Origin of the sequence: Streptomyces capoamus (assembly GCF_014654935.1) — a bacterium.
Classification (GTDB): Bacteria; Actinomycetota; Actinomycetes; order Streptomycetales; family Streptomycetaceae; genus Streptomyces; species Streptomyces capoamus.
In genome coordinates, this window is the sequence record NZ_BNBF01000037.1 from 1 (window position 1) to 3,099 (window position 3,099).

Annotated in this window: 2 protein-coding genes; both read right to left on the reverse strand. The window is 73.2% G+C overall.

The window, feature by feature from the left end; translation table 11 throughout:
* Window positions 1-381: 381 nt before the first annotated feature.
* A complete protein-coding gene (locus tag IE312_RS35235) occupies window positions 382-1,317 on the reverse strand; it encodes a coiled-coil domain-containing protein (protein ID WP_189986350.1) in 936 nt (311 codons plus the stop codon).
* A gap of 187 nt (window positions 1,318-1,504) precedes the next feature.
* The coding region (locus IE312_RS43275; protein WP_502267006.1) for a polarized growth protein Scy-related protein at window positions 1,505-3,099 on the reverse strand (1,595 nt) is incomplete at its 5' end.

Genomic DNA, 3,099 nt, shown 5'->3' on the forward strand with positions numbered 1-3,099 from the left:
TCACGGCACGGCCCGCCCTGGGGGAGGCGGTCGGCGCGTGCCCCTTCGTCGTCGTGGTCGCGCGGCCGGCGGCCCGTCACGGAGCCGACCTGGTCTCGGTGTGCCGCCGGGGTGACGGGCGGCGACCGGGGCATGCCGGGGTGGACGGGGCCGCCCGGCCGGTGTCCCCCGGTGCGGAGCGGGTCGCCGTACTCGGGCCGAGCGGCCGGGCCGGCGAGGACAGGGCCGGGGAAGTCGACGCCGTCATGGCCGCCGACCGGTGCGCCGGGCGCGTCCGACTGCCGTACCCGGGCGGCACCCGGATCGTCGTCGCAGGCGAGGACGCGAAGGAGGCGGCGGGAACAGGTCCCGCCGCCCCCGGCGGTCGTACGGCTGCTCGGTCTAGCGGGACTGCTGCGCGGGCACGCCCCGGGAGACCGGCTCGTCGTCGGTGGTCGTGCCGGCCGCGGCCACCGCGGCACCGGTCAGCGTGGCCAGCATCTCGCGGACGTTCGTCAGCTGGGCGTTGATGCTGTCGCGGCGGTTGGTGAGCGCCGCCAGCTCGCGCTCGGACTCCGAACGGATCCGGTCGGCCTTGGCGTTGGCGTCGGCCACGATGTCCTCGGCCTGGCGCTGGGCGGTCTCCACCGTCTGGCGGGCGCGGCGCTCGGCGTCGGTGCGCAGCTTCTCCGCCTCCAGGCGCAGCTGCTCGGCGCGGTGCTCGATCTCCGCCAGGCGCTTCTCGGCCTTCTGCTGACGCGAGGCCAGGTCGCGCTCGGACTGCTCGCGGCGCTTGGCCAGGTTGGTCTCGAAGTCGGCGGCGGCCTGCGCGGCCTTGGCGCGGGTCTCCTCGAAGAGGGCGTCCGCCTCCTCGCGCTTGGACTGCGCGTCCTTCTGGGCCTCGGCGCGCAGCTGGGCCGCGTCGGCCTTGGCCTTCTCGACGATCCGGACGCCCTCGTCCTCGGACTTGGTCTTGCGCTCGGCCGCGTACGACTCGGCGTCGTTGCGCACCTGCTGGGCCGCCGACTCGGCGAGGTCGCGGTGCTGCTCGGCCGCCCGCCGGGCCTCCTCACGCAGCTCCTTTGCCTCTTCCTCGGCCAGGCGAAGGATCTTCTCGACCCGCGCGCCGAGACCCGCGTACGACGGCTCGGCGTCCGTGATCTGAGCCTGGGCGTTCTGCGTTTCGAGGTGCAGCTCCTCGATGCGCTTCTCCAGGGCGGTGATGCGGGTGAGAGCGCTGTCACGGTCGGAGACGAGCTTGGAGATACGTTCGTCCACCTGAGCGCGGTCGTACCCACGCCGCACAAGCTCGAAGCCGTAGGGGGAAGTGTCGCTCATGGGGTTCCTGTCGAATGAGACCGGTGAGTGAGGTGATAGGGGGAATCCTAGGGGCCGAAGCGGTGTGTCATCGAGCGGATACGCTTTTGATCTGGAGAATGGCACCTCTTTCGGGTGGCTGACCGTCGCACGGCTTGCCAACTACACGGGCAAAGCACCCAGAAGACACCGGATCGCACCTCCAGCGCTAGCTGTCCGACGACTTGCCACCCGAACGGGGGGCACCCACCGTGGCGCCCGCCTTGACCCCGCCGTCCTTGCCGGCCGCGGGGGTCTCGAAGGATTCCAACGCCTCCAGGACGTCCTGGACGCGCGAGATCTCGGCGTTGATGTCCTCGCGCCGGCGCACCAGGATCTCCAGCTCCCGCTTGCCCTCCTCGACCGTGCGCCGGGCCTCGCGAACGGCCTCCGCCTTCAGCTCCTCGGCCTCCTTCACCAGGCGGGCCTTCTTCTGCTCGGCCTCCTTGAGCAGCCCCTCCGCCTTCTTCACCGCGGCGATCCGCACCTTGCCCGCCTCGGAATTGGCCTCCGAGACCAGCTCCTTCGCCTTGGCCTCGGCCTTCGCCAGCTGCTCCTCGGCGGCCTTGATGAGCGCGTCGCACCGGTCGCCGGTGGACTTCATCGTCTCGGCGGCCTCGCGGCGGGCCCGCTCGTGCAGCTCCTCGATCTCTCCGGTGATGCGGTCGCGCAGCTCCTCGGCGCGCTGCCTGATCGCGGTGGCGTCCCGGCGGGCGCCGATCAGCAGCTCGTCCGCGTCCGTACGGGCCTTCTCCACCAGCGAGTTGCCCTCGATGGTCGCCTCGGAGACGATCCGGTCGGCCTCGCTGCGGGCCGCGCCGACCATCGTGTCGGCCTGCGACTCGGCGTCCGCGGTGGCCTTCAGCGCCTGCTGCTGCGCCTCGGTGAGCAGCTTGTCGGCCTCGGCCGTGGTCTCCGTGATGAGCTTGTCGACCTGCTCGGCCGCCTCCGAACGCCGCTTGTTGGCGTCCTTGCGGGCCTCGTCCAGGGTCTGCTCGGCCTGTTCCCGAGCGGAGTTGACGAGCCGTTCGGCCTCCGCCTCCGCGTCCGCCTTCGCCCGCTCGGCCTCGGCCCGCAGCCGCTCCGCGTGCGTCTGCGCGGAACCGACCGTCTCGGCGGCCTCGGCGCGCAGCCGCTCCGCCTCGTCGGTGGCCTCCCCGAGCAGTCGCTCGGCGTCGGCGAGCGCCTCGGCACGGACCCGGTCGGCTTCCGCGACGGTGTCGTTCTGGAGCCGTTCGGCCTCGTTGCGGGCCTCGGTGATGAGGGTGTCGGCCTGGGTGGCCGCGTCGGAGCGGATGCGGTTGGCGTCCTCGCGGGCGTCCGCCCGGGTGCGGGCCGCCGCCTCGTTGGCCTCGGTGATGGTCTCCGACGCCTCCCTGCGGATCCGCTCGGCCTCGGCGGTGGTCTCCGCCTGCAGCCGCTCGGCGTCGGCGAGCGCCTCGGCACGGACCCGGTCGGCTTCCGCGACGGTGTCGTTCTGGAGCCGTTCGGCCTCGTTGCGGGCCTCGGTGATGAGGGTGTCGGCCTGGGTCGCGGCGTCGGAGCGGATGCGGTTGGCGTCCTCGCGGGCGTCCGCCCGGGTACGGGCCGCCGCCTGGTCGGCCTCGGCGAGCGCGTCCGACGCCTCGGTGCGCACCCGCTGGGCGTACTCGCCCGCGTCCGCGCGCAGCCGCTCGGCCTCGGCGATGGCCTCCGCCATCGTCCGCTCGGCCAGCGTCTTGGCGGCCTCCGACTCCTCGTTCGCCTCACGCCGGATCCGGGAGG